Origin of the sequence: Janthinobacterium sp. SUN176 (assembly GCF_030587335.1) — a bacterium.
In the GTDB taxonomy this organism is placed as follows: Bacteria; Pseudomonadota; Gammaproteobacteria; order Burkholderiales; family Burkholderiaceae_D; genus Janthinobacterium; species Janthinobacterium kumbetense.
Genome location: NZ_JAPWIA010000003.1, coordinates 148646 through 170790 on the forward strand (window position 1 = coordinate 148646; position 22145 = coordinate 170790).

General features: G+C 60.9%; 16 protein-coding genes. All 16 read right to left on the minus strand.

What is annotated here, in order from left to right; genetic code table 11:
* Nucleotides 1–59: 59 nt before the first annotated feature.
* The 16 genes from O3299_RS22030 to O3299_RS22105 all read right to left on the minus strand — a co-directional run bounded on the left by O3299_RS22030 (nucleotide 60) and on the right by O3299_RS22105 (nucleotide 22145).
* A complete protein-coding gene (locus O3299_RS22030) occupies nucleotides 60–1820 on the minus strand; it encodes a methyl-accepting chemotaxis protein (RefSeq protein WP_251349822.1) in 1761 nt (586 codons plus the stop codon).
* Between the two features lie 520 nt (nucleotides 1821–2340).
* The gene (locus O3299_RS22035) at nucleotides 2341–2805 is read right to left on the minus strand and encodes a hypothetical protein (RefSeq protein WP_305063213.1); all 465 of its coding nucleotides are present in this window, start codon (nucleotides 2803–2805) and stop codon (nucleotides 2341–2343) included.
* A complete protein-coding gene (gene dusA, locus O3299_RS22040; protein WP_251349820.1) occupies nucleotides 2805–3800 on the minus strand; it encodes a tRNA dihydrouridine(20/20a) synthase DusA in 996 nt (331 codons plus the stop codon). The genes O3299_RS22035 and dusA overlap by 1 nt, the downstream gene beginning before the upstream one ends.
* Nucleotides 3801–3917: 117 nt before the next feature.
* The gene (gene typA / locus O3299_RS22045; RefSeq protein ID WP_076569139.1) at nucleotides 3918–5750 is read right to left on the minus strand and encodes a translational GTPase TypA; all 1833 of its coding nucleotides are present in this window, start codon (nucleotides 5748–5750) and stop codon (nucleotides 3918–3920) included.
* A gap of 207 nt (nucleotides 5751–5957) precedes the next feature.
* The gene (truB, locus tag O3299_RS22050; protein ID WP_166449563.1) at nucleotides 5958–6893 is read right to left on the minus strand and encodes a tRNA pseudouridine(55) synthase TruB; all 936 of its coding nucleotides are present in this window, start codon (nucleotides 6891–6893) and stop codon (nucleotides 5958–5960) included.
* A 2-nt stretch (nucleotides 6894–6895) separates the two neighbouring features.
* Nucleotides 6896–7312, minus strand: coding sequence for a 30S ribosome-binding factor RbfA (gene rbfA, locus O3299_RS22055; RefSeq protein ID WP_099665290.1), 417 nt, complete (start codon nucleotides 7310–7312; stop codon nucleotides 6896–6898).
* 114 nt (nucleotides 7313–7426) lie between these two features.
* Nucleotides 7427–10285, minus strand: coding sequence for a translation initiation factor IF-2 (gene infB, locus O3299_RS22060; protein WP_099665291.1), 2859 nt, complete (start codon nucleotides 10283–10285; stop codon nucleotides 7427–7429).
* Between the two features lie 46 nt (nucleotides 10286–10331).
* On the minus strand, nucleotides 10332–11897 hold the full coding sequence (nusA, locus tag O3299_RS22065) for a transcription termination factor NusA (protein WP_077400312.1): 1566 nt from the start codon (nucleotides 11895–11897) through the stop codon (nucleotides 10332–10334).
* A complete protein-coding gene (gene rimP / locus O3299_RS22070; protein ID WP_035828693.1) occupies nucleotides 11894–12382 on the minus strand; it encodes a ribosome maturation factor RimP in 489 nt (162 codons plus the stop codon). The genes nusA and rimP overlap by 4 nt, the downstream gene beginning before the upstream one ends.
* Nucleotides 12383–12726: 344 nt before the next feature.
* Nucleotides 12727–14796: a 23S rRNA pseudouridine(2605) synthase RluB gene (rluB, locus tag O3299_RS22075; RefSeq protein ID WP_305063214.1), complete on the minus strand. Its 2070-nt coding sequence runs from the start codon at nucleotides 14794–14796 to the stop codon at nucleotides 12727–12729.
* Nucleotides 14789–15583 carry an SMC-Scp complex subunit ScpB gene (gene scpB, locus O3299_RS22080; RefSeq protein ID WP_077400306.1) on the minus strand — a complete coding sequence of 265 codons (795 nt, stop codon included), beginning with the start codon at nucleotides 15581–15583 and terminating at the stop codon, nucleotides 14789–14791. The genes rluB and scpB overlap by 8 nt, the downstream gene beginning before the upstream one ends.
* 398 nt (nucleotides 15584–15981) lie before the next feature.
* On the minus strand, nucleotides 15982–17001 hold the full coding sequence (locus O3299_RS22085; RefSeq protein WP_305063215.1) for a glucokinase: 1020 nt from the start codon (nucleotides 16999–17001) through the stop codon (nucleotides 15982–15984).
* A gap of 389 nt (nucleotides 17002–17390) precedes the next feature.
* Nucleotides 17391–18353, minus strand: a complete 963-nt coding sequence (locus tag O3299_RS22090; protein ID WP_305063216.1) for a VTT domain-containing protein — start codon at nucleotides 18351–18353, stop codon at nucleotides 17391–17393.
* Nucleotides 18354–18380: 27 nt separating this feature from the next.
* Nucleotides 18381–20072, minus strand: a complete 1692-nt coding sequence (locus O3299_RS22095; RefSeq protein ID WP_305063217.1) for an ABC transporter ATP-binding protein — start codon at nucleotides 20070–20072, stop codon at nucleotides 18381–18383.
* 9 nt (nucleotides 20073–20081) lie between these two features.
* The gene (locus tag O3299_RS22100; protein ID WP_305054329.1) at nucleotides 20082–21197 is read right to left on the minus strand and encodes an ABC transporter permease; all 1116 of its coding nucleotides are present in this window, start codon (nucleotides 21195–21197) and stop codon (nucleotides 20082–20084) included.
* A gap of 9 nt (nucleotides 21198–21206) precedes the next feature.
* The gene (locus tag O3299_RS22105) at nucleotides 21207–22145 is read right to left on the minus strand and encodes an ABC transporter permease (RefSeq protein WP_034782513.1); all 939 of its coding nucleotides are present in this window, start codon (nucleotides 22143–22145) and stop codon (nucleotides 21207–21209) included.

Genomic DNA, 22145 nt, shown 5'->3' on the forward strand with positions numbered 1-22145 from the left:
TGCTTCCCCATGATTATCAGATACGGTAATTACAACTTCCTGTGCGCTGTTGGCCGCGCTTAAAACTCTTCCCACTCGTCATTACTGCCGGCGCTTGCCGCCTTGCGCGGCGCCGGAGCAGCCACGGGAGCTGCCGCTTCCGCCTTGCGTGCCAGCGATTTCACCGGGCGCAATGCCGGCGCCGGCTTGCGCGCGGCAACGGGCGCAGCCACAGCCGCTACGGGGGCCGGTACATACGCTGCCGGCTTTTCTTCGCCTTCGACCAGTTTGAAGATGCTGACCACGTGGGCCAGTTCGGCCGCCTGGTCTTGCAAGCTTTGCGCCGCGGCAGCTGCCTGCTCCACCAGGGCCGCATTTTGCTGCGTCATGCCATCCATCTCGATGATCGACAGGTTGACCTGTTCGATGCCGGCGCTTTGTTCCTGGCTGGCACTGGCGATCTCGCTCATGATGTCGGTGACGCGGCGCACACTGTCGACCACTTCGCCCATCGTCACGCCAGCCTGGCCGACCAGACGCGTACCGCGTTCCGTCTTCTCGGCCGAATCGTCGATGAGGATCTTGATTTCTTTCGCCGCGCCAGCGGAGCGCTGGGCCAGGTTGCGCACTTCCGACGCCACCACGGCAAAGCCGCGGCCTTGTTCGCCGGCGCGTGCCGCTTCCACGGCCGCGTTCAGCGCCAGGATGTTGGTCTGGAAGGCGATGCCATCGATGACGCCGATGATGTCGACAATTTTCTTCGCCGATTCATTGATCGAGCTCATGGTGTCAACCACTTGCGACACCACGGAGCCGCCCTTCAGGGCCACGTCCGAGGCGGTGGCGGCCAGCTTGTTGGCTTCGCGCGCATTGTCCGCATTCTGTTTCACGGTCGAGGTCAGCTCTTCCATGGCCGACGCCGTTTTTTCCAGCGCGCTGGCCTGCATTTCCGTGCGCGACGACAGGTCGATATTGCCGTCGGCAATTTCACGCGACGCCGTGCCGATGGTTTCCGTGCCGACACGTACCTGGCCGACGATGCCCACCAGGCTGTTGCGCATTTCCTTCATTTCCGCCAGCAGGCTGGAATTGTCCGATGGCTGCGTGTGGATGCCGATCGACAGGTCGCCATTGGCGATGCTGCCGGCGATCGATGCCGTGTAGTCAGGTTCGCCGCCCAGCTGTTTCAGCAAGCCGCGGGTAATCACCAGTGCCGCCGCCACGCCCATCGCCACGGCCAGTACGCCGAGGATGATCATGAACAGGCGCGCGCTGTCGAAGGCCTTGCGGGCGTCCGACTGCATCTGCTCATTGAGCTTGTCTTCCAGCACGGCCAGTTGCTCCAGCGCTTCCATCCATTTTTTCTGTACCGGGCGGATTTCCTTGATCATCACGCGCGTGGCGCCTTCCGCATCGTTGGCCATCCACAGCGCGGACGCCTTGGCGATGGCCGGCATGGCGGCGGCTTCGTATTCCTTGATCGAGGTCAGCAGGGCTTTTTCTTCAGAAGTCGACTCGACGGCGAATTTCTCTTCGAGCTTCTTCTGCGTTTCCTGATAGGTGGTCGTTTGCGTCTTGATACGCGCCATTTCCGGCTCCATATCGCTCGCGTCGGTCATCAGGGTCAGGATGCGCAGCGAGGTGATGCGGTCGCTGACGTTGCCACGCATGTCGATCACCAGGCGGGTGACGACGTTGTTGACATTGATCACGTGATCGAGACGTTCCTGGATTTGCGCCATGCGCGCGATGCCGAGGACGGTCACGGCCACCAGCAGAACCAGTACCAGGGCGAAACCCAGGCCCAGGCGGGTACCAACCTTCATTTTTGCTAAATTCATTTCGGCTCTTCGTAAATGAAACTATTGATAAGGATTTTTGCCCGGCACGACAAGACGAAGGCTGCGCAACACCGGCATCCGCCCTTACCCATTGGTATGCTGGCGGTATCCGGCCGCACGCAGCCTGGGGTACTTCCTGGTCTACAACAGCCCTGAAAACCACCAGTGACTGCGAATGCAAATTTGTTCCACGGACTGAATTTTTGACACCGATGATGTGAGATCAACATCAAACATTCATATGAGAAATATTTGTCTATAATCAATTATAGGTGTAAATTTTGCCTCAAAGCAAGCAATAAGTACCTGAATAAATGGCTGATTAACTTTCTTCGGGGAAATGGCAACAACGCCGTTTCTTGCCCCATAGAAATGCCCCACGACAGTGCGGCCGTGCGCCGAAACAGCGCATTTACAACACATGGCATAGCCATATGACATCGTTTCGGAAGTGGTATTCAGAGGAGGGGGTGGTGCGGACAATACCAGTGCGCCGGGGCACCAGTATAGACAAGTTTGCTCAGCGGTCCCAGCTGCAATGCATCACATAGGCGTGACGCTCTGTGCCAAAGACAAAGACGCTCCAGACGGCGCCCAATTGACTGGCCAGGCTGCGCTGGCCGGACGATACCAGTTGATACCAGCGGGGCGCACTGCCCAGCAGTTCGGCCAGTTCGTTCTCGAAACCATCGAACAGGCGCGCATCGAGCGGCTGGCGGTCAACCTCGCTCGACGGGTGCAAGCGCTCGAGCAGCCACTGGCGCGGCGTGCACAGGACGCCGCTGCACACCACGCTCTCGATCGGCTGCAGACTCAAGCCGTCCGGCGCGATCTCCAGCGCGCGGCACAGCGCATCGAACGCCGCCTGCGGTGCGACGGGGCCCAGACAGGAGCATGCGAAAAGGCTGCCATCGTCCTTCAGCGCGCTGACGGCTTGCAGGTAGCCGTCAATCTGGCGCGCAAGGCCGTGGCAATCGCCGCTCATCAGGCAGGCAACGACAGGCGCGCCGCCGCTTCCAGCAGCAAACGCGGGTCGCCCGAGGCCAGCTTCTTCGAATCGGACAGGGTCTGGCGGAAGCCGCGCGCACCGGGCAGGTTTTGCATCAGGCCCAGCATGTGACGCGTAACGCTGTTCAGTTTCAAGCGCCCCGCCTCTTTCTCCAGCTGCGCACTAATATAAGGAATCATCGCTTCGAGCACCTGTTCGCGCGTCTTGACGGGAGCGTCGTCGCCGTAATAGCGCTGGTCGAATTGCGCCATCACGTACGGGTTGTGATACGCCTCGCGGCCCAGCATCACGCCGTCGAGGTGCTGCAGGTGCAGGTCGATTTCCTCGAGCGTCTTGATGCCGCCATTGATAATGAACTCGAATTGCGGAAAATCACGCTTCAAACGGTAGGCATAGTCATACTTGAGGGGCGGCACTTCACGGTTTTCCTTCGGACTCAGCCCTTTCAGGATGGCGTTACGCGCATGCACGATAAACGTCTTGCAGCCGGCGTCGGCCACGGTGCCGACGAAGTCGCGCACGAAGTCGTACGACTCGCTGTCGTCGATGCCGATGCGGTGTTTCACCGTGACGTCGATATCGACCACGTCGCGCATGGCTTTCACGCAGTCGGCCACCAGTTGCGGCTCGGCCATCAGGCAGGCGCCGAACGCGCCCTTTTGCACGCGCTCGGACGGGCAGCCGCAGTTCAGGTTGACCTCGTCGTAACCCCACTGCTGGCCCAGCTTGGCGCTGGTGGCCAGGTCCGTCGGGTCGCTGCCGCCCAGCTGCAGCGCCACCGGATGCTCTTCTTCGTTGAAGCGCAGATGGCGCTCCACGTCGCCGTACACGAGCGCGCCCGTCGTCACCATCTCGGTATAGAGCCAGGTGTGGCGCGTGATTTCGCGGTGGAACTTGCGGCAATGGCGGTCGGTCCAGTCCATCATCGGGGCAACGGACAGGCGGCGGGAAGGCAAAGAAGAGGAAGTCATGGTGTCTACAAAAAACAGGAGCTGCAAATGACAAACCCGCTGCGCGCCTCACCAGTGACGGTGACGCGGCGCAGCGGGCCGGAGCGGCATGGCCCACAGGCCATGCTCTACAACAGATTACGAATCACGCGACGCTTTTTTACGCTCGTGCTCTTTCAGGAAGCGCTTGCGCAGACGGATCGATTTAGGGGTGATTTCCACCAGTTCGTCGTCCTCGATGAATTCGACTGCGTATTCCAGCGACATCTGAATAGGCGGTACCAGGCGCACCGCTTCGTCGGTACCCGACGAACGCACGTTGGTCAGCTGCTTGCCCTTGATCGGGTTGACGACCAGGTCGTTGTCGCGCGAGTGGATACCGATGACCATGCCTTCGTAGACCGGGTCATTGTGCGACACGAACATGCGGCCGCGGTCTTGCAGTTTCCAGATGGCGTAAGCAACAGCGGCACCGTCGTCTTGCGAGATCAGCACGCCGTTACGACGGCCAGCCATTTCGCCACGGGTGTTGTCGACTGGTGCGTATTCATGGAATACATGGCTCATCAGGCCGGTGCCGCGGGTCAGGGTCATGAATTCGCCCTGGAAGCCGATCAGGCCACGTGCCGGGATCAGGTACTCGAGACGCACGCGGCCCTTGCCATCCGATTCCATGTTTTGCAGGTCGCCACGACGACGGCCCAGTTCTTCCATGACGCCGCCCTGGTTCGCTTCTTCCACGTCGACCGACAGGTTTTCAAACGGCTCGTGGCGCACGCCATCGACCATTTTGAAGACCACGCGTGGACGCGAAACGGCCAGCTCGAAGCCTTCGCGACGCATGTTTTCGATCAGAATCGTCAGGTGCAGCTCGCCGCGGCCCGATACTTCAAAGATCGTGTCGTCGTCGGTTGGTGCCACGCGCAGAGCAACGTTGGCTTTCAATTCTTTTTCCAGACGGTCACGCAGTTGACGCGAGGTAACGAACTTGCCTTCGCGGCCAGCCAGTGGCGAGTTGTTGACCATGAAGTTCATGGTCAGGGTCGGCTCGTCGACGGTCAGCATAGGCAGCGCTTCTGGGGTGTCCACTGCGCACAGGGTCGAACCGATGCCGATTTCGTCGATACCGTTGATCAGGCAGATGTCGCCGGCGACGGCTTCGTCCACCAGCACGCGCTCCAGGCCCTTGAAGTTCAGCACCTGGTTGATGCGGCCCTTGATCGGGGTCGCGCCTGGGCCATTGATGACCAGCACGTCCTGGCCGACTTTGACGGTACCGCGGTTGACGCGGCCAATGCCGATCTTGCCGACGTACGACGAGTAGTCCAGCGAGGTGATCTGCATTTGCAGCGGGCCTTCCGGATTGTCGTCACGTACTGGAACGTGTTCCAGGATGGCGTCGAACATCGGCTTCATGTCGCCGCCGCGCACGTCTTCGGTCAGGCCGGCATAGCCGTTCAGGCCCGAAGCGTAAACGATAGGGAAGTCCAGTTGTTCGTCGGTAGCGCCCAGCTTGTCGAACAGTTCGAACGTCTGGTTGATGGCCCAGTCCGGACGTGCGCCCGGACGGTCGATCTTGTTGACGATAACGATAGGCTTCAGACCCAGTGCCAGCGCCTTGCGCGTGACGAAACGGGTTTGCGGCATCGGGCCTTCTTGTGCATCGATCAGCAGCAGAACCGAGTCCACCATCGACAGAACACGTTCCACTTCGCCGCCGAAGTCGGCGTGGCCTGGGGTGTCGACGATGTTGATGTGGGTGCCTTCGTACTCAACGGCGCAGTTCTTCGACAGAATCGTAATGCCGCGCTCCTTTTCCAGGTCGTTCGAGTCCATGACTCGGGTGTCGACCGCTTGGTTTTCACGGAAGGTGCCGGACTGGCGCAGCAGCTGATCCACCAGCGTGGTTTTGCCGTGGTCAACGTGGGCGATAATGGCGATATTACGAATTGCGCGTTTTGTATTTGACATGGTCGTAGTAGTTACTGAAAAACTGCGGAGTGCGTACAAGATGTACGAGATACCCGAATGCTAATCTATTTCCGGAACCGCGTAGTATAGCATGTTGCGTTGCAACGCTATCTAAAAATGCTGGCGGCTCCCGCAGTCGGGGACGGTTTGTTTAAAAAAGCGACACTGTTTGACGAGTGTCGCTGGGTAATATGACGTTGCTGTGACTTATTGATGCGCCGTGGCAATGAGACGCTCCGGGGCCAGGATGCTGTATTCCTGCAACTGGCCCGTGCCCAGCAGTTTGCTGTCGTGATACACGCGCACCCTGCCCGGCTCGGCTGGCACGGCGACGTCTTCCTTGCCCAGCGCAATGCGCTGGCCGTGCAGGAAACGCTTGGCCAATTCTTCCGTCAGCTGGACGGCGGGAAAGCTCGACAATAATGCATCGACGGGCGCCAGCAAGCTCAACGGCGCGGCGTGCGCCGTCAATTCATCGAGCGTGACGACGCCGTCAAGGGTCAGGTTGCCCACGTGGGTGCGGCGCAAGGCGTTCAAATGGCCGCCGCAACCCAAGGCATGGCCGATGTCTTCGCCCAGCACGCGGATATACGTGCCCTTGCTGCACATCACGGACAATTTCAGGAACGGGGCTTCGTAGCCGAGGAACTCAAGCTTGTGGATGGTCACCGGGCGCGCTTCGCGCTCCAGGGTGATGCCGGCCCTTGCATACTCATATAAGGGCTTGCCGTCTCTTTTCAAGGCCGAGTACATGGGCGGCGTCTGCAGGATAGGCCCGCGGAACTGCGCCAGCACGGCTTCGATCTGCTCTTCGGTGACGTTGACGTCGCGCGTTTCCAGCACTTCGCCTTCCGTGTCGCCCGTATCCGTCGTCTGCCCCAGGTGCACCAGGGTTTCGTAGGTTTTATCCGCTTCCAGCAAGTCCTGCGAGAATTTCGTCGCCTCGCCAAAGCACAGCGGCAATAGGCCCGTGGCGAACGGATCCAGCGTGCCCGTATGGCCCGCCTTCTTCGCGTTCAGCACGCGCTTGGCCTTGATCAAGGCGTCGTTGCTGGACCAGCCGACAGGCTTATCCAGCAGCAAGACGCCATCGACCAGGTCGCGCACCCGCTTGATGCCCGGTGGTTTCTTCGGACCCGCCACTGTTATTGCTCGTCCGTCTCGGGTTTCGCGTCCGGCTCGGCGTCAGCCGCGCGCGTGGCGTTGGCCTTGTCGATCAGCAAGGACATTTCCATGCCGCGCGACGTCGAGCTGTCGTGCACGAAATGCAACATCGGCAAGGTGTGGATGTGCAGGCGCTTGCCCAGCAAGCCACGGATGAAGCCGGCCGCGGCCATCAAGCCTTCGGTGGTGTTCTTGATGGCTTCCTTGCTGTCTTTCAACATCGTGAAAAACACCTTGGCGTGCGCGTAATCGGGCGTGATCTGCACTTCGGTGATGGTGATCATCGTGCCGACGCGCGGGTCCTTCAATTCGTAGGCGACGATTTCTGCCAGATCGCGCTGGATCTGGTCGGCCACGCGCAAGCCGCGCGCTGGCATGGTTTTGCTATGTTTAGCCATGATTTTATGCTGTCCTAAGTGCCGCAGGGCGCATGGGTCAAACGGTTGCCCGTTGACCAATGCGCCCCACGTGTTTGCGCGGACAAAGATATGTCCGCGCCATTACTGCTGTGATTACAGGGTACGAGCGATTTCCTGGACTTCGAACACTTCCAGCGTGTCGCCAACCTGAATGTCGTTGTAGTTCTTCAGCGACAGGCCGCACTCCAGACCGGCGCGAACTTCTTTCGCATCGTCCTTGAAGCGTTTCAGGGAGTCGATCTCGCCGCTCCACACCACGATGTTGTTGCGCAACAGGCGGACGGAAGAAGCACGCTTGACCACGCCATCGGTGACCAGGCAACCGGCAATCGCGCCCACTTTCGAGACCAGGATAACCTGGCGGATCTCGACCTGGCCGATGACCGTTTCGCGTTTCTCTGGTGCCAACATGCCCGACAACGCCGATTTGATCTCGTCGATCGCATCGTAAATGATGTTGTAGTAGCGAATGTCCACGCCATTCGACTCGGCCAGCTTGCGTGCCTGGGCATCAGCACGGGCGTTGAAGCCGATGATGACCGCTTTCGAGGCGACTGCCAGGTTGACGTCCGATTCCGTGATGCCGCCGACGGCAGCGTGTACCACTTGTACGCGCACTTCGGAGGTCGACAGCTTCTGCAGCGAACCGACCAGCGCTTCTTGCGAACCTTGCACGTCGGTTTTGATGATCAGTGGCAAGTTTTTCACTTCCCCTTCGGCCATCTGGTCGAACATGTTTTCCAGTTTCGCAGCTTGCTGTTTCGCCAGTTTCACGTCGCGGAACTTACCTTGACGGAACAGACCGATTTCACGCGCCTTGCGCTCGTCAGCCATGACGACGACTTCTTCACCGGCAACCGGCACTTCCGTCAGACCCTGGATTTCGACCGGAATCGAAGGACCCGCTTCAGCGATGGCTTTGCCGTTCTCGTCCAGCATGGCGCGAACACGGCCATACGAAGAGCCAGCCAGGATCACGTCGCCGCGGCGCAAGGTACCGGACTGCACCAGGATCGTCGCGACAGGACCACGGCCCTTGTCCAGACGCGCCTCGACTACCAGGCCGCGCGCAGGCGCTTCGACCGGTGCCGTCAGTTCCAGCACTTCGGCTTGCAACAGCACTTGTTCCAGCAGGTCGTCGATACCTTGACCCGTTTTGGCCGACACCGGCACGAATGGCGATTCGCCACCGTATTCTTCCGGCACGACTTGTTCGGCGACCAGTTCCTGCGTCACGCGGTCAACGTTGCCGCCTGGTTTGTCGACCTTGTTGATCGCCACCACCAGCGGTACGCCGGCTGCTTTCGCATGGGCAATCGCTTCTTTCGTTTGCGGCATCACGCCATCGTCGGCGGCAACCACCAGAATGACGATGTCGGTTGCCTTGGCGCCACGGGCACGCATGGCGGTAAACGCTTCGTGACCCGGGGTGTCGAGGAAGGTGATCATGCCGCGTGGCGTATCGACGTGGTAAGCGCCGATATGCTGCGTAATGCCACCCGCTTCGCCGGAAGCAACCTTGGCGCGACGAATATAGTCCAGCAGCGAGGTCTTGCCGTGGTCGACGTGACCCATGACGGTGACCACCGGTGCGCGTGGCTTGGTTTCGAAGTGCGCGTGTTCGCCCACATCGGCCAGCAGCGCTTCCGGATCGTCCAGTTCGGCGGCGAACGCCTTGTGGCCCATTTCTTCCACCAGAATCATGGCGGTTTCCTGGTCCAGCACCTGGTTGATCGTGCACATCTGGCCCAATTTCATCAAATGCTTGATGACTTCGGATGCCTTGACGGACATTTTGTGCGCCAGTTCGGCCACGGTGATCGTTTCCGGTACGTGCACGTCCTTGACGACGGCTTCCGTAGGCGCCTGGAAGTTCGATTCACGGTCGTCATGGTGCGTCGGGCGACGGCCCTTCGCGCCACCGCGCCAGCTGTCACGGCCGCCTGGGCCGCTGTTGCCGCGTGGTTTAGGACCACCGGTGGTGCCGCGTTTTTTCGCGTCATCGGACCAGGTGGACGACACATTCGCCGACTTGATGGATTTCTTGTCTGCAACAGCAGGCTTCTTGTCGCCCGGCTTGTCGCCAGGTTTCTTGTCAGCAGGCTTGTGCAGCGTGCCTTCCGGCGCCTTCGGCTTGACCGGTACCGGTGCAGGCTCAGGAGCCTTGATGGCGCGACGTGGCGCGTTCATCATGGCCTTGATCTGGGCGACTTCGTCGGCCACGGCCTTGCGTGCACGCTCGGTGGCTTCCGCTTTGTCAGCGGCTTCCTTGGCGGCAACAGCAGCGGCGGCGGCTTTCTTCTTCGCTTCTTCAGCGGCAGCAGCTTTTTTCGCTTCGGCGGCGGCGTCGTCAACGACAGGCGCAGCGGCGCTGGCGGCAGGAGCGGCGGCAGCCTTGGCGGCCGCTTTCTTCGCTTCCGCTTCCGCTTCTTTCTTCGCAGCCAATTCAGCCTGTTGCGTGGCTTTCGCCTGGGCTTCCTTTTCCGCGTCGAGCTTGGCCAGACGTTCTTGCTTTTCGCGCAGATCGGCTTCCTGGCGGGCGATCAGTTCAGCCTGTTTACGGGCTTCTTCTTCACGGCGCGCCACGTCGGCGGGATCGATCACCGGTGCGGCAGGCGCGACCGGTTCAGCCGCGACCGGCGCAGCTTCGTCACGCTGGACGAAAGTGCGTTTCTTGCGCACTTCCACCTGGATGGTGCGCGATTTGCCGGTGGCGTCAGCTTGCTTGATTTCAGTCGTTTCCTTGCGGGTCACGGTGATTTTCTTCTTTTCTGTGTCAGCCGCTGCGCCGTGTGTGCGGCGCAGATGATCCAAAAGCTTGTCCTTATCATCTTTCGACAATGGATCTGACGTCGAACTTTTCTCGACGCCGGCAGAACGCAGCTGCGTCAGCAGCAAATCTGCAGGCATCTTCAGTTCGGTGGCAAATTGGGCTACGTTGTTACTCGCCATTCAGTCCTCTTTTCTATGTGTCGCGGAGATGATAAAGATACTCAAATTAAGCCTTTGCGGATTCGGCCAGACTCCATGCCTTGGCTTGCAACGCCTTGGCACGATCGTCGTATTTCGAGTCAACCAACTTCATCTCATCGTCGGTCACATCTTTAAATTCACTTGTAATCAGTTCACGCGCACGGTCCGCAGACAAGGCCAGGATTGCGCCAAATTCGTCGTATGCCAGTGCTGCAAATGCTTCAACGGTCTTGATACCAGCCAGACCCAGCTTGCCGGCGGTAATGCGGTCCATGCCTTCCAGACCGACCAACGCCTCGTCCATGCCTTCCAGACCCTCTTCCGAAGCAATCGCTTCGGTCACGAGCGCATCACGCGCACGGGTACGGAGTTCATTGACGGTATCTTCGTCAAACGATTCGATTTCCAGCATTTCGGAAATTGGCACGTAAGCGATTTCTTCCAGACTGGCGAAACCTTCTTCCACCAGAATATCGGCCACTTCCTGGTCGACATCGAGCTTTTCCATGAACAGGATGCGCACGGCAGCCGTTTCCTGGGCAGCTTTGTCAGCCGATTCTTCGGCCGTCATGATGTTGATCTTCCAGCCGGTCAGGTCCGAGGCCAGGCGCACGTTCTGGCCGGAACGGCCGATCGCGATTGCCAGGTTTTCTTCATCCACGACGACATCCATCGCGTGTTTTTCTTCATCGACCATGATCGACGACACGTTCGCCGGCGCCAGGGCGCCGATGACGAACTGCGCCGGATCTTCCGACCACAGCACGATATCGACACGTTCGCCGCCGAGTTCGCCGGTCACGGCCTGCACGCGCGAACCGCGCATGCCGACGCAAGTACCGATCGGGTCGATGCGCTTGTCGGCCGTGTAGACGGCGATCTTGGCGCGGACGCCGGCATCGCGGGCTGCGGATTTGATTTCCAGCATGCCTTGCTCGATTTCCGGCACTTCCAGTTCAAACAGCTTCATGATGAAGTCTGGCGCGGTACGCGACAAAATCACTTGCGGGCCGCGCATGTTGCGGTCGATGCGCAAGATGAAAGCACGCACGCGGTCGCCGATACGCAGATTCTCTTTCGGGATCATCTGGTCGCGTGGCAAACGTGCTTCGATCTTGCCCGATTCGACGATGGCGTCGCCGCGTTCCATGCGCTTGATGGTGCCGGTGACGAGCGAGTCGCCGCGTTCCAGGAAGTCGACCAGGATCTGTTCGCGCTCGGCGTCACGCACGCGCTGCAGGACGACCTGTTTGGTATCCTGGGCGAAACGGCGGCCGAATTCGACGGATTCGATCGGTTCTTCGATGTGGTCATCGACTTCGATATCCGGAATCTGTTCTTTTGCCTCGAAATGCAGGATCTCCTGATCCGGCAATTGCAGGCCCGCTTCATCGGGCACCACGTGCCAGCGGCGGAACGATTCGAATTCGCCCGTTTCGCGGTCGATCGAAACGCGGATGTCTACCTCACCCTCATACCGTTTCTTCGTGGCTTGCGCCAACGCGAATTCGAGGGCGCCGAAGACGACATCTTTATCGACGTTTTTTTCGCGCGCCAGCGCGTCAACCAATAATAAAACTTCGCGGCTCATGCTTTGCGTCCCTTAAAAACCACCTGCGGCACCAAGCGTGCCTTATCCACATCCGCGAGCGTAAACTCCAACATCGCCGGACCATCCTTACCTTCAAATTCCAACGACAATTTATCGCCCACGGGTTCTTGCAAGATCCCCTGGAACGATTTCCGGTTGTTCGTACCCGGCATCGCCACCATCAGCTTGACGATGATTTCCTGACCTGCGAAACGGACAAAGTCTTCCAGCTTGCGCACCGGACGATCCAGACCCGGGGAAGAAATCTCGAGGCGCTCGTAAGGAACGTTCTCTACCGTCAACACATGCGATAACTGGTGACTCACCGTGGCACAGTCTTCGACCGTGATCGGACCTTTTTCAGCGGCATCGGCGGCGCTGAAATCAATAAAGACGCGCAGCAGTCCGCGCTCGGCACGTTCGACATCAACGAGCTCATAGCCCAGACCTGTAACTGTCTTTTCAATTAATCCCAACTGCTGCAAGAAATTCTCCAGAAATAAGGCCCGTTTTCGGCATGACAGCGCCACATCGGGCGCCTACAACATGCAAAAACACGCATTCAAGTCATATATGGCCCCTTGCGGAGCCATTACAAACGGTTCAACAAAAAAAAAATGGGCATCTGCCCATCTTCTTGTATTTCCCCAACCAGATGAAAGCACTCCCCACCAAACAACCCTGCGGAGAACTTTTATTAGGCTGCAGATTATAACCTCTTATTAACTTCGCCGCAATGCCGCACACGCGGAGCGGCCCGGCTTACAACAGTTACAAGAGCGCGCACCCGCGGCAGATCGGCGGGCGCGCAAGAAGAAACTCTTCCCGATTAACCTTTGCTGCGGCGGCGCGGCATGCCATCCATGCCGCCACGATCCATGCCGCCACGCGGCTGACCACCGGAACGTTGCCCACCAGCACCACCGCCACCCGTATTGCGGCGCGGACCCGTGTTGGCGAAGCCGAACGCCGTTTGCAGCGGATCGGGCTGGCGCGGACCGCGCTGCGGCGCGCGGCCTTCGCCACCCGGACGGCCTTGACCCTGGCCTGCCGCACGCGGCGGACGGCCCTGGCCTTGCGGCGCGCCTTCGAACGATGCCGACGAGCGGGGCTGACCACCCTGGAACGGACCTTGCGGCTGACCACGACCAGGACCACGCGCGTCGCCTGGACGGCCGGCGCCGCCTGGGCGACCCTGGCCTTGCGGACGGGCAAACTGGCCTTGCGGCTGGCCACGGCGCGGCGCGACCGGGAAAGGATCGGCGTTGCGGTTGCTCACATCGATGCGGTTGCCATTCGGCTCGTCATCGCGGCTGGCCTTGCGCGCTTCGCGGCCCTTGGCGGCGCCAGCGGCACGGGGGTCGCCCGATGCCGGCATTTTCTTTTCGATGCCGTAGGCCGTCAACAGGTCGCGCACGGTGTTTTCATCCATCTCTTCCCAGCGGCCGCGTTTCAGGCCGCTCGGCAGGGTCATGGCGCCGTAGCGGGTACGGATCAGGCGCGAAACGGTCAGGCCGATGGCTTCGAACATGCGGCGCACTTCGCGGTTACGGCCTTCGCCGATCACCACGCGGTACCACTTGTTGATGCCTTCGCCGCCGCCATCGGCGATCTTCGAGAACTGCGCCAGGCCGTCTTCCAGCTCGACGCCGGCCAGCAGTTTCTGGCGCATGCCCTCTTCCAGCTCGCCCAGGGTACGCACGGCGTACTCGCGGTCGATACCGTAGCGCGGGTGCATCAGGCGGTTGGCCAAATCACCGGAGGTGGTAAACAGCAGCAAGCCTTCCGTGTTGAAGTCGAGGCGGCCAACGGCCAGCCACTTGCCGGCTTTCATGGTCGGCAAGCGGTCGAATACGGATGGACGGCCGTCCGGGTCATTATGGCTGACGATTTCGCCGGCCGGCTTGTGGTAGACCAATACACGTGGCGGCTTCTTGCTGACGCGGCGCTGGATCAACTTGCCATTGATGCGCACGTGATCGCTCGGCAAGATGCGCTGGCCGATGTGGGCTGGCTCGCCATTGACGGATACGCGGCCAGAAATGATCAGGTCTTCCATGTCGCGGCGCGAACCGAGACCGGCTTCGGCCAGCACCTTGTGCAGCTTCGGCGCATCGTCGTCGGACGTCAGGTCGCGGCGCACGACGGCTTTCTGTACGCGGCCCGTGCCGCCTTCTTCGCTGTCGAACGCGTCGGAGGTGACGAACGAGAAGACAGCATCAGCGTCGCTGAGCTTGCCCGGCGCAGCCTGGCGGCCCTTGCCCTTCTTGCGGCTCTTGCCGGCATTCTTGCCGGCGCCCGGCACGTCGTTGCGCGGACCGCGCGGCAGGCGCGGGCCGGATACGAGGTTGCCTTCGGCATCGAACACATCGGCGACAGGCGCGGCAGCTTGCTCGGCGACAGGTGCGGCTTCGGCTGCCTGCGGCGCTTCGGCGCGCGGCGGCTGGCGCAGCGCGCGCTCAGCCTGTACACCACGCATCTGGCGCGGACCGCGCGTCGGACGCGCTTCGGCCGGCTTGTCGGCAGCAACTTCCGGCGCCGTTTCAGCGACGGCGGCAGCGGCCTTGGCGGCGGCGCGGGCGCGCGGCGGACGCGGTGCCGGAGCGGCAACCGCCTCGGCAGCCGCTTCGGCGGCGTCGGCCACGGCCTTCAAGGCTGGCTTGGCGCGGGTTTTCTTGGCGGCTGGCGCCGCTTCAGTTTCAGCAGCGGCGACGACGACGGGCGCATCGGCAGCCACGTCGGCTTTCGTGCGGCGCTTCGGCTTGGCAGCGGCGGTGTCGCCTGCAGCGGCGGCAGCGGCCGTATCGGCTTCGATCTGAGCCTTGGTGCGGCGCTTGGGCTTGGCAACGATGGCTTCGTCGCTGGCGGTTACTGTCTCGGGTGTGTTCGGATTATTCATTCTTCGTTTCTTGGCTGTGCTGACCTGGCGCAGCGTCAACCGTTAGTTCTGGCGCAGGGTCGTGAGTGTAGGCTTCGTCCGTGGGCGAAGCATCGGGGCCGGCATCAAGGCTTGCTGTCACATCTACATCTGTCACAGCCGTATTGCTACCTGCACCAAGCTGGGGGACAAGCTCATTGCTTGCCTTGTCAAAATTCTCTTGCAGGGCCGCTTCCAGGGCTTCCAGCCCATTGCCCTGCATTTCACTGATTTGCTGCAACGGCGGCAGCTGGGACAGCGAATGCAAACCCAGGTCATCCAAAAACTGCTTGGTGGTGGCCAGCAAGGCCGGCCGTCCCACCACGTCGCGGTAACCGATGGCATCGACCCAGCCACGGTCTTCCAGCATCTTGATCGTCTGCGAATTGACGGCAACGCCGCGAATCTCCTCGATATCGCCGCGCGTCACCGGCTGGCGATAGGCGATGATGGCCAGGGTTTCCAGGGTCGCCCGCGAATACTTGGGCGGCCGCTCGGGCGTCAGACGGTCCAGATACATCTTCATTTCCGGGCGGCTTTGAAAGCGCCAGCCCGAAGCGAGACTGACGATCTCGATGCCGCGCCCTTCCCACTCATCGCGCAACTCTTCCAGCAATTGCTTGATCGTGTCGGCACCGACGCCGACGCCACGCACGCGACCATTCTCGTCCGCATCGACGAACAGCTTCTTCAAGCTGTGGATCGTCAGCGATTCACGAGCGCACAGCAACGCGGTTTCGAGGACTTTTTTAGCCTCAATTGTATTCATAGCAATTCTGTGCGGATGTGTGTTGCAATTCGTATGCAGAGAAAGAAATCAAAAACGTTCATTTCAACGTAACAGAGGGCAGACATCGATGATGACGCCGTGCTGGGTTACTAGTTGAGGCTGTTTTTCCGACGCCTTGGCCGATGCGCGCAAAGCGGGACTAAAGCGGATGCAGTGAAAGTCCTGCCATCCATGGTGCTGGCCTTAAATAACCAGCAATGAAACGAACTCCGGAGCAGCTGCTTTTCCTGTGGCGACGATGCAGCCAGACGGGAAAGCGACAGTCGTCGTTTCATCCAACGATGCCAATTGTACCTGATAAAAAGCGGAAAAGCGCAAAACCGGGTAAAACACGCGTTTTACCCGGCTCTGGCGCGACATCCCGCCCGCTGCCAACATCACAGGGAGGCGAGTTTCTCCGAGAGAATGGCCGATGCGCCCAGGAAAGCTGGGTACTGCGCCGTGATGACGAAGGTCGGCACTTGCGAGACATAATTGGCGAAGCGGCCCTTGCGCTCGAAGCGGGCGCGGAAGCCGGAGCGGTCGAAACGCGCGCCCAGGCGCGGCACAATGCCGCCGCCGATATAGATGCCGCCCAGCGCGCCCAGGGTGACGGCGACGTTGCCCGCCACGGTGCCCAGCATGCAGCAGAACGCTTCGATGACGTCGTCGCACAGCTGCGATTCGCCAGCCAGCGCGCGGCGCGTGATTTCCGCCGCCGGCAAGTCTTCCGCCGGCACGCCCGCGCGGTCGGCCAAGGCGCGGTAGATCAATTCCAGGCCATCGCCGGAAATCAGGCGCTCGGCCGAGACATGCTCGTATTCGCGCCAGGCAAATTGCAGAATGCTCACTTCCACTTCATTGAACGGCGCGAAGCTGACGTGGCCGCCTTCGCTTTGCAGGGCGATCCAGCCGCCGTGCGAAGGAATCAGGCCCGATACGCCCAGGCCCGTGCCGGCGCCGATCAGGCCGATGGCCGTGTTCGGACGGGCCGTGCCCGCGCCCACCTGGTGCTTTTGCTCGTTGGACAGTTGCGGCAAGGCGCGCGCCAGGGCCGTGAAATCGTTGACCACGTCCAGGGTCGTGAAACCGCACTCTTCGCGCATGGCGCGGATCGAGAACGACCAGTGGTGGTTCGTCATGCTGAGGAAATCGCCGTCGACGGGATTGGCGATGGCAATCACGGCATGGCGCACGGCTTGCCCGCCGGCCGCGGCAATGTGCGGCAGGGCCAGGTAGGCTTGCAGGGCGGCGGACAGGCTCGGGTAATCGGCACAGGGCAACACTTCCACCAGGGTGATGTGGCCGGCGGCCACTTCCAGGGCGAAACGGGCATTAGTGCCGCCCACGTCGGCCAGCAGGCGCGGTCCATCGGCGAAGGCGGAAGTCGGCAGTACGGAAGAAGACGAAGCGCTCATGATTTTAAATGATGAAGTGGGACGCATGGGACGCCAAGCTTAAAGGATGAATGCGCCCGGAGGCAAGCAAAGTTTGTAGTTTAAGTACATCAAAACAAGCCTTTATTGGTAGTTCCACTCCAAATGCAACAGACAGCGCCAAAATTGCTTAGAAACAATGATTTATAGTAAGTACTTGCACTCGCCAGGCACGCGAAAAGCATGCTGCACAGCAGCAGGAATCACCTTGAAAACAGAGTATGCCGGAGTTTGCGCAAAGCCGCTTGGGACGCGGCGGCACTGGTGCGGCGCTACCGTCCTGGCCGGGCCGCAAAGGTGTTTTCGTATTATTACTACCGGTTTTTACTGTGGGTTTTACTGCCAGCCTGGCGTGCCGGCGGCAGCCCGGATCAGGAAGGCAAGCCTTCGCCCAGCAGGCTGGGGGGCGCCGGCTGGTCCGAGCGGTAGGCGGCATTCCAGGCATCGAGGCCGCCATGCAGGGGCTTGGCCCGGTGGAAGCCGTGCTGGTGCAGCAGCTTGGCCACTTGCGCGGCCGTCACGTCGTTGGGGCAGCTGCAATACACGATGATGTGGCGGTCCTTGTCCATGGCGATCATGGCGGGCACCGGTTCCTTGCCATTGAAAAACAAGGCGCCCGGCACGGCCGGTTCCAGCGCCTGCGCCGTGGCGCTGCGCGCGTCGACCATCAGCGGCTCTTCGCCCTGCTCTATGAGTTCAAGCAATTCATCGATGCCGATGCGCTCGATCTGCAAGGCCTGGCGGAAACGCCGGCGTTCGAGGAATTTGTACAGCAGGAACAAGCCCAGCAAGGTGGCCAGCATCAGCAAGGCCGTGCTGCCCATGGTGCTGAGCAAGTCGAGCACTTGCTGCACGCTGGCATGGAAAATCACGCCGACGACGATGCCCGTGCCGGTCCACAGCAAGGCGCCCAGGCCCGCGTATAGGAAGAACAGGCCCGGCGGCGTGCCCAGCGCGCCCGACATGGGCGCGGCCACGGTATTGAATCCCGGCACGAACTTGGAGACGATCAGGGCTTTCGGGCCCCAGCGCTTGAATTTGTCTTCCGTCTGGCTGACGCAGTAATCGGGCGACAGCGAGATGCGGCACAGCAGCCGCAGGATGCGCTTGCCGAAATGGCGGCCCGCGCGGAACCACGTGAAGTCGCTGATCAGGCAAGCGCTGAGCGCGGCGGCCAGCACCAGTCCCCCATTCATGTCGCCATCGACGGCCAGCGCCCCCGCCACCACGAGGATGGGAAAGGCGGGAATCGGCAGGCCGAGCTGCTCCACCAGCACGATGCCAAAGACAATCAGGACACCGTAATGTTCGAGCAGGTAAATGAGGTTGGGCATGGCCGCTATCTTACCGTAAAAGCGTGTTTATATTTGCACGCCCTTCGGTATGGCGCTTAGTAACGTGCGCGTGTACGGATGCACGGGATTGCGGTACAGCTCATCCGAATCGGCCAGTTCCACCACCTGCCCCTTGTGCATCACCATCACCTGGTCGGCGATGTATTTGACGACGGACAAATCGTGCGAGATGAAGATGTACGACAATCCAAATTCATCCTGCAAATCCTGCAGCAAGTTCAATACCTGCGCCTGCACCGACACGTCCAGCGCCGACACGGATTCGTCGCAGACGAGAATTTCCGGCTGCATCGTCAGGCAGCGGGCAATGGCGATGCGCTGGCGTTGTCCACCGGAAAACTCGTGCGGATAGCGGTGGAAAGCCTGCTCCGGCAAGCCGACTTTATCGAGCAGCCAGTAGGCCTTGGCGATGCGTTCCTGGTCCGTCGCGCCGATCTTGTGGATGCGCATGGGTTCCAGCAGGATCTGTCCCACCGTGAAGCGGGGGTTCAGCGAGGCATATGGATTCTGGAAGATGATCTGGATGCGGCGTTTATACGGCAAATACTCCTTGTTCGGCATGGCGATCAGGTCCTTGCCGTGGAACATGGCCGTGCCGCCCGTCGCCTGGTGCAGGCGCAGCAGGGTCAGGCCCACCGTCGTCTTGCCGGAACCGGACTCGCCCACCACGCCCAGCGTTTTTCCGCGGGGCAAAGTGAACGACACATCCTTGACGGCCTGGAATTCGCGCTTGCCGAACAAGCCTACACGCGTATAAAAGCTTTTGCTCAGATTATTCACCACCAGCACGGGCTCGTCGCCCGGCGTGTAGCCGCGCGTGCGCTGCTTCACCTCGATGCCGGGGCCCGCCTTGCCATCCATATAATCGGCGATGACGGGCAGGCGCCAAGGGCGCTCGTCCAGGGACGGACGGCAATGCAGCAGCGCCTTGGTATAACTGTCTTGCGGCGCTTCAAACACTTGCCGCACGTCCCCCGTCTCGCGCACTTCGCCGTGGCGCATGACGATCACCTGGTCGGCGATCTCTCCCACCAGGCCCAGGTCATGGGTAATGAACAGCACGGACATCTGGTGTTTCTTTTGCAACGCCGCGATGAGGTCCATGATCTGCTTCTGGATCGTCACGTCCAGCGCCGTCGTCGGCTCGTCCGCGATCAAGAGCTTCGGTTCGCAGGCGATGGCCATGGCGATCATCACGCGCTGCTGCTGGCCGCCCGACATCTGGCTCGGGTAGGCGTCGATTTTCGTGGCAGAGTCGGGTATGCCCACTTCCTCGAGCAATTCCAGGGTGCGCGCCCGCGCCTGCTTGCGGTTCATGCCCATGTGCTGGCGCAACACTTCGGCGATCTGGAAACCCACCGTAAACACGGGGTTCAGGGACGACATCGGCTCCTGGAAGATCATCGAGATATCCTTGCCGCACATGGTGCGCCGCTCGGCGATCGATAATTTGAGCAGATCGCGCCCGCCGAAATGAATGCTGGAGGCGGGATCGATGATGGTGTTATCCGGCGGCAACAAGCCCATCACGGCCAGGGAGCTGACGGACTTGCCGCTGCCCGATTCGCCCACCAGCGCGACGGTGCTGTTGCGCGGCACGTTGAACGAGATGCCCTTGACGGCTTCGAACGTGGTCTTCTTGTCCAGGCGGAAAGTGACGCGCAGGTCGCGCACTTCCAACAGGTTATTCTGGTCCATGAGCAACTCCTATTTCACTTTGGGGTCGAGCGCATCGCGCAAGGCATCGGTAAACAGCGAGAACGCCGTCACCAGCACGGCCATCGCCGTGGCGGCGGCTGTCAACTGCCACCATTTGCCCAGGATCAGTTCATTTTGTGCCTCGTTGAGCATGCTGCCCCACGAGACGGTGCCCACCGGCACGCCAAAGCCGAGGAAACTCAGGATCACTTCCGCCTTGATGAAGCCCACCACGAGGATGGACATTTGCACCAAGGCAACATGACTGACGTTCGGGAAGATGTGGGAAAACATCTTGCGCCAGTGCGAGGCGCCGATGGCGTCGGCCGCCATCACGTACTCGCGCGCCTTGTGCTTGATGTATTCGGCGCGGATCAAGCGGTACGGCCCCGTCCAGCCCGTCAAGCCCAGGATCAGCACAATGGTCAGCACGCCCTTCTGTTGCAGCACCGCCGCCACCGTCAAAATCATCAGGATCGAAGGAATCGACGTAAAAATGCTGTAGAACCAGTTGAAGAAGTCATCGACGATGCCGCCGAAGTAACCGGACACGGCGCCAAAGATGGTGCCCAGCACGACGGCCAGCAAGGCGGCCACCAGGCCCACGACGATCGACGTCTCGCCGCCCTTGACGGTTTTCTGCAGGATGTCGTGGCCCCACTTGTCGGCGCCGAACGGCAAGGTTGCCGCCTTGTGCGTGACGAGTTTCTTGGCCTTGCCCATGCCGGCGCGCAAGGCCGTCAAGTCGTCGGCCAGCGGGTCCGCGACGCCGTACATTTCCACGCCAGCCGATGGGTTGCTGCCCATCTGGGCGCGCAGTTCGGCGATATCATCGGCCAGCGGGTCGAGCACGTTGACGGGTGTGGGTGAGCTGCGCTCGTCGGCCAGGGGAATGGCCCCGTCGCCGGCCGCGGCGACGTCCTTGTCGGCGCCGACAAACGTGGGCGGCGCGTAGCTGACGGCCACTTCGTCTTCCCAGTTCGAAGCCACCAGGCCGCTGGCGGAAGCCAGTACCAGCAGGAAAAAGGCGCCGACCACGGCCAGCGATACCATTGCAATCTTGTCGCCGCGCAAACGGCGCCACGCCAGGGCCCACAGGCCGGGCGATGTATGAGGTTTCGACATCGTCTCTTTCTACTTCAGTTGTACGCGAGGATCGACCGCCTGGTACAGCAGGTCGGTGAGCAGGTTGAAGAGCATGGTGGCGGCGGCGACATACACGGTGATCGCCTTGATCACCGGAAAGTCGCTGCGCTCGACAGCCAAAATCACTTCACGCCCGATGCCGGGGATGCCGAAGAAGCGCTCGAGCAGGAAAGCGCCGATCAGCAGGGCCGGCAAGTTCGACATCACATAGGTAATGATGGGGATGCCGGCATTGCGCAGCACGTGCACCCACATGATGCGGCCTTCCTTCAAGCCCTTGGCGCGCGCCGTGCGCACGTAATCCTGGTTGGCCTCGTCCAGCACGAAAGTGCGGAACAAGCGCAGGGTCGGCGCAATCGACACGGCCAGGCCGATCAGGATAGGCAAGGTCGAATAGCGCAGCAGGTTTTCCCAGAAGCTGTCGCCCCAGCCTTGCACGGGGAACAGGCCCAGCTTGTAGGCAAAGCCGTACTGGAAGACGATGATGTAGACGAGGATGGAAATCGACATGCCCACCGTGCAGGCGATCATGACGGCGCGGTCCGTCAGCGAGCCGCGCACGAAAGCGATGGCCAGCGCCAGCGCCACGCCAAAAAACGTTTCCAGCACGGTCAGCGGGATCAGCACCATCATCGACGGCCCCAGGCGCGACGTGATGATGTGCGACACGGATTCCCCCGTCGCCCAGCTCTGGCCGAAGTCAAACGTGACGATCTGCTTGATGAAGATCCACAGTTGCACGTAGTACGGCTGGTCGACGCCCAGCTGGCGGCGGATGTTGGCGATGCTTTCCGCACTGGACATCTTGCCGGCCAGGATGTAGGCGGGGTCGCCGCCCACCCAGTTGAACAGGATAAACACCAGCAGGACGACGCCCAGCATGGTGGGCAGCATCTGCCACAAGCGGCGCAGGATATAAGCAAACAT